The sequence below is a fragment of the Mycobacterium sp. genome (assembly GCF_039583805.1).
Classification (GTDB): domain Bacteria; phylum Actinomycetota; class Actinomycetes; order Mycobacteriales; family Mycobacteriaceae; genus Mycobacterium.
Window position 1 is genome coordinate 1 of the sequence record NZ_JAVKSH010000176.1, and the last position, 3,982, is coordinate 3,982.

The 3,982-nt window shown below is 66.4% G+C and carries 5 protein-coding genes; 2 read left to right on the forward strand and 3 right to left on the reverse strand.

Features of this window, described 5'->3' with window-relative positions:
• Positions 1-143 precede the first annotated feature (143 nt).
• Complete coding sequence (locus tag ABDW21_RS16520; RefSeq protein WP_343710758.1) at positions 144-809, reverse strand: RES domain-containing protein; 666 nt, start codon at positions 807-809, stop codon at positions 144-146.
• A 153-nt stretch (positions 810-962) separates the two neighbouring features.
• A complete protein-coding gene (locus ABDW21_RS16525; RefSeq protein ID WP_343603265.1) occupies positions 963-1,190 on the reverse strand; it encodes a hypothetical protein in 228 nt (75 codons plus the stop codon).
• 344 nt (positions 1,191-1,534) lie between these two features.
• Here ABDW21_RS16525 and ABDW21_RS16530 point away from each other — a divergent pair, with 344 nt between their 5' ends.
• Together ABDW21_RS16530 and ABDW21_RS16535 are read left to right on the forward strand one after the other, a co-directional pair.
• Positions 1,535-1,831, forward strand: a complete 297-nt coding sequence (locus ABDW21_RS16530) for a glutaredoxin domain-containing protein (protein WP_343603263.1) — start codon at positions 1,535-1,537, stop codon at positions 1,829-1,831.
• A gap of 68 nt (positions 1,832-1,899) precedes the next feature.
• A complete protein-coding gene (locus ABDW21_RS16535) occupies positions 1,900-2,571 on the forward strand; it encodes an HAD family hydrolase (protein ID WP_343603261.1) in 672 nt (223 codons plus the stop codon).
• Here the strand turns inward: ABDW21_RS16535 and ABDW21_RS16540 are convergent.
• Positions 2,560-3,759: an Ig-like domain-containing protein gene (locus tag ABDW21_RS16540; RefSeq protein ID WP_343603268.1), complete on the reverse strand. Its 1,200-nt coding sequence runs from the start codon at positions 3,757-3,759 to the stop codon at positions 2,560-2,562. The two genes, ABDW21_RS16535 and ABDW21_RS16540, sit on opposite strands and share 12 nt — an antisense overlap.
• Positions 3,760-3,982 lie beyond the last annotated feature (223 nt).

A 3,982-nucleotide genomic window follows, 5' to 3' on the forward strand; every position in this document is an offset into this window, starting at 1 on the left:
TTGTAACCCATCTGTCTGCATTGTCTGGGTATCTCCTCTCGAACAGCCGGCCGGCCCCAAATACGGGCCGCCGGGGGTACCTGGTGCTGCTGCAACTAATGATGCTCGCCGAGAAGCGGCGGATTTGTCTCCTTTGGTCGCAGTCAGATCACGGAGTAGCCGAGTCGCTCTGCGGCGCCGGCAAGCCTGGAGACCAAAGCAGGATGGGTGAGGGACAGAGAGATGATCGGACGGCCGGGCATAGCGGTGGCCGCAGGCAAGAAGAGCGCTGCGCACCCGCGGCCGGCGAATCGGCTGTTGCAGCGCACACCATCAAGATCGGGGAAGGCTTCGATGATGGAGCGCGCCCAACGTTGTGTGATCACATGCGGAGCGGTCGAGATCGCGAAGGTTGTCCCCGCTCTGGTTGCCCAGGCCCCGCTGCTGTCGACCGCAAGGTCCAGCAGATGCAACGTCCGGGTGAACGCGAGGCCGGTCAGGTACGGGCGGTCGCGGACACGATCGATGGTGCGATCGCCTTGAAAGGCCTCGGCCAGCGCTGCATCGAGTGCGCCTGCCCCGTACCACACCGCACAGTAGGCATGTTCGCGGGCGGGCTCGGGATGCGGATCGAAGCGCAGCACTGGACCGTAGTGGCGGAATACGTTCCACGCCAATACAAAATCACCTTCCCTACGGTGCCCTCGCCACCAGGTCTCGGACGGCGAGACAGCGCGCAGCTCGTCGTCTCGGATACCGATTTCGCGTAGTCGCGATCCCGGCGGCGGATCAGGCAAAGTGGGGTGAAGCGGGGTGTGGTCAGGCGTCATCGGCTGGCCCAGTCGGCCACTTCAACGAGGCGCAAGACCGGGTCGACGTCGCCGCCGCTTTGCAGCCACTCCAACGAGTTTACGGTCCGACCGTGCAGGGCGAGATCCGGGTGGGGGGTGCGCAGGAACCCCGCTACCGCCACCGGATGCAGGTTAAAGGCCAGCGCGGCGAATACCCGGTCCAAACCGCGAATCTGCTTGTAACGGCCGGCCTGTCTGCGGGTCGGTCTCGAACTGCAGCGCCGGAAACACCCAGGCGCCGTTGTCGTTGATCGCCCACAGCGTTCTGGCGAGCCGGCGCTGGCGTACGCGCGACTCGTTAACGCTCAACGCCGTCGCCACCTCGCGAGCCGTATAGGCAGTGTTGACGAGCAGGGCCATGTGGGCCACAGTGTCTGCGGCGACGCGAGCGTGCGCGTCGGGACCTTCTGTGAAGCCGGCCTCGTCGAGAAGTCGCGCCTCATCGGGGGAGAGTTCTGCACGTCCGCCTCGCCACGGGTCTCCGGTCAATTGCCGCGCGAATGGTCAGGAAGGTGACAAAGCTTGAGCCCGAGCGTTGACATTCGTGTCTCCTGGACGGTGGGCGACGCCGCATCCGGCGCCGGCAAGGCCGGGCCCGTGACGGCGGCGAGCACGCTGCCGCCCCGACCGCGATGTCGACACGATCCAGCGCTTGCAATCCCGCTGACCGCTACCCGGCGACGGGCAGCACAAGGAGAGACACGATGACCTCCCCGCAAGCAACGGACCCGGTGGTCGAGGTGTACTGGCGGCCCGGCTGCCCGTATTGCCGCATGTTGCTTCACCCGCTCCGGCGAAGCGGCCTGAACCTGCGCGAAGTCAACATCTGGGAAGACCCCGAAGCCGCCGCGCGTGTGCGGTCGGTCGCCGGCGGAAACGAAACCGTGCCAACGGTGTTCATCGGCGAGCGCGCCATGGTCAATCCGACTGCGCGGCAGGTGCTGGCCGCGGCCCGCGGCGATAAGACGCCGGCCTCGTGGTGGAGCCGATGGCGGCGGTAATCCCGCTGCGTAGAGTGCCTACCACCGGTCGTCGGTGCGTGGCGGCTCGTCGATGAGGAGGTACGCCGATGCTGCATCGGCCGCGAACTGTGGTGTTCGACGTCGTGGAAACGCTGATGTCGCTGGAGCCGCTGCGGTCGCGGTTCGCCGATGTCGGGCTTGCTCCCACGCTGCTGGATCGCTGGTTGGACCGGTTGCTGCGCGATGGCATGGCGTTGACGCTGGCCGATGGCTATCAACCGTTTCCCGCGGTGGCCGCGGCGGCGTTGCGCACGCTGGCCCGTGGCACGCTCGACGACGGCGCCGTGGGTCATGTGCTGGCCGGCTTCGGCGAGCTTCCGGCGCACCCCGACGTCGAACCAACCATGCGGATGCTGGCTCAGGCAGGGATTTCGATGGTGTGCCTGAGCAACGGCACCGCCGAGGCCACCACCAATTTTCTCGGCCGCAACAACCTTTCGGGCTACGTCGACACGGTCATCAGCGTGGCCGAGGTCACCAGCTGGAAACCGAGGCGGCAGATCTACGACCACGCGGTGCGCATCATCGCCCGGCCCGCCAGTGAGGTCGCGTTGATCGCCGTGCACGCGTTCGACTGTCACGGCGCAAAAAGTGCCGGGTGGGTCACCGGCTGGGCCAGTCGCCTGGAAGGCCACTACGCGGAGGTGTTCACCCCTGCCGACGTCGTCGGAGACGACCTGATCGAGGTCGTGACAAGGCTTCTCGCGCTACCCGCGTAGGGCGCTGCCGCGCAGCCACTGCTCCCAGGGCAGGCTCCAGTCGCCGTTCTGCCATAGTCGCAGCGGGGCTCCACCGGTGTTGACGACCTCGACGACGTCACCCGGGACGGAAAAGTCGTAGAACCAGCGCGCGTTCTCGTGGTTGAGGTTGAGGCAGCCGTGGGTGACGTCGGTGTGGCCCTGCGCCCACCCGGTGGAGTCGAGTTCGTGCAGGTAGACCCCGTCGGTGCTGATCCGCGTCGCGTAGTTGATCGACTCTTTATAGCCGAGCCGGGAATTGATCGGCAGCCCGTAGGTGGAGGAATCCATCACGACCGGGGTGGCCTTGTCCATCACCGTGTAGACCCCGGGCTGTGTCCAAAATGAAACCTGTTCGCCGGCAATGGATTCCGTGCCGCCCATGCCCATCGAAGTGGGCATCGTCCGGACCGGCTGGCCATTTTCGTACACCGAGACCGCTTTGGTGGTGTCGTCGGCCACCGAGACGTGCGAGTCACCGATCACGAACGACACGCGGCCGTCCTCCTGGCCGTACAGGCCGTCACCGACCGCGACGCCGTAGATGGTGGCCGCCACGGTGACCCGGGTGCCCGGCCGGTAGTAGCGCTCGGGACGCCAGTGCGCGTTTTGGTCGTCGGCCCAGTACCAGGATCCGGTGACCGGCGGCGACGTGGTGACCGACAGGTGCCGCTCGGCGGCCACCCGATCGGCGACCGGTTCGTCGAAATGCGCTACCACCACGGTGCCCACCCCGTAGGTGGCTTCGTCGTCGAGAAGGTGACCGCCGGTCGTCAGCAGGTACACCTTGGTCTGATTATTCGGCTGCACGGTGGTGAACGTCGACGTTTGCGTCGCGGTCACGCCGGTCGTGCTGCGACTGTCGACCGTAAGGGTGTATATCATGCCGTATTCGAGCGGCTCGGTGTTTGTCCACAGCAACCGGTCGGGCGTCAGGACGCCGGCGACAAGCGTCCCGGATTCGTCGGCCATCGAGACGGACTCGAGCGTTCCGCCCTCCGCGGCCACGCGCACCGGGACCACTGGGTCCACGTCGAGCGCGTCAGGGGCCACCGACACGGTGACGACGGCGGGTTGTGCAATGACCGGGGTAGCCGACGGTGGCGAATCCGCCTGTTCATGCGTGCAGCCGACAGCGGCGATTGCCGTCGTGACAAGGGCAATCACGATTCGCCAGCGGGGCCGCACCTGGAGTTCCTCCTTCTGCTTTGTCTTTGCTACGCCGACGCTATCGGGTCAGCGGTAGCCGAGACGACGGACCTGTCTTGCTGCTGACACTGTGCGGTGGCGCCGCCGACACCTCGGTGTTCGGCACGACGAGACGCAGACTGTCATCGGCCTGACACACGGCTTCGGACGACGGTGCCCACGCCCTGTATGGTGGCGGCCATGG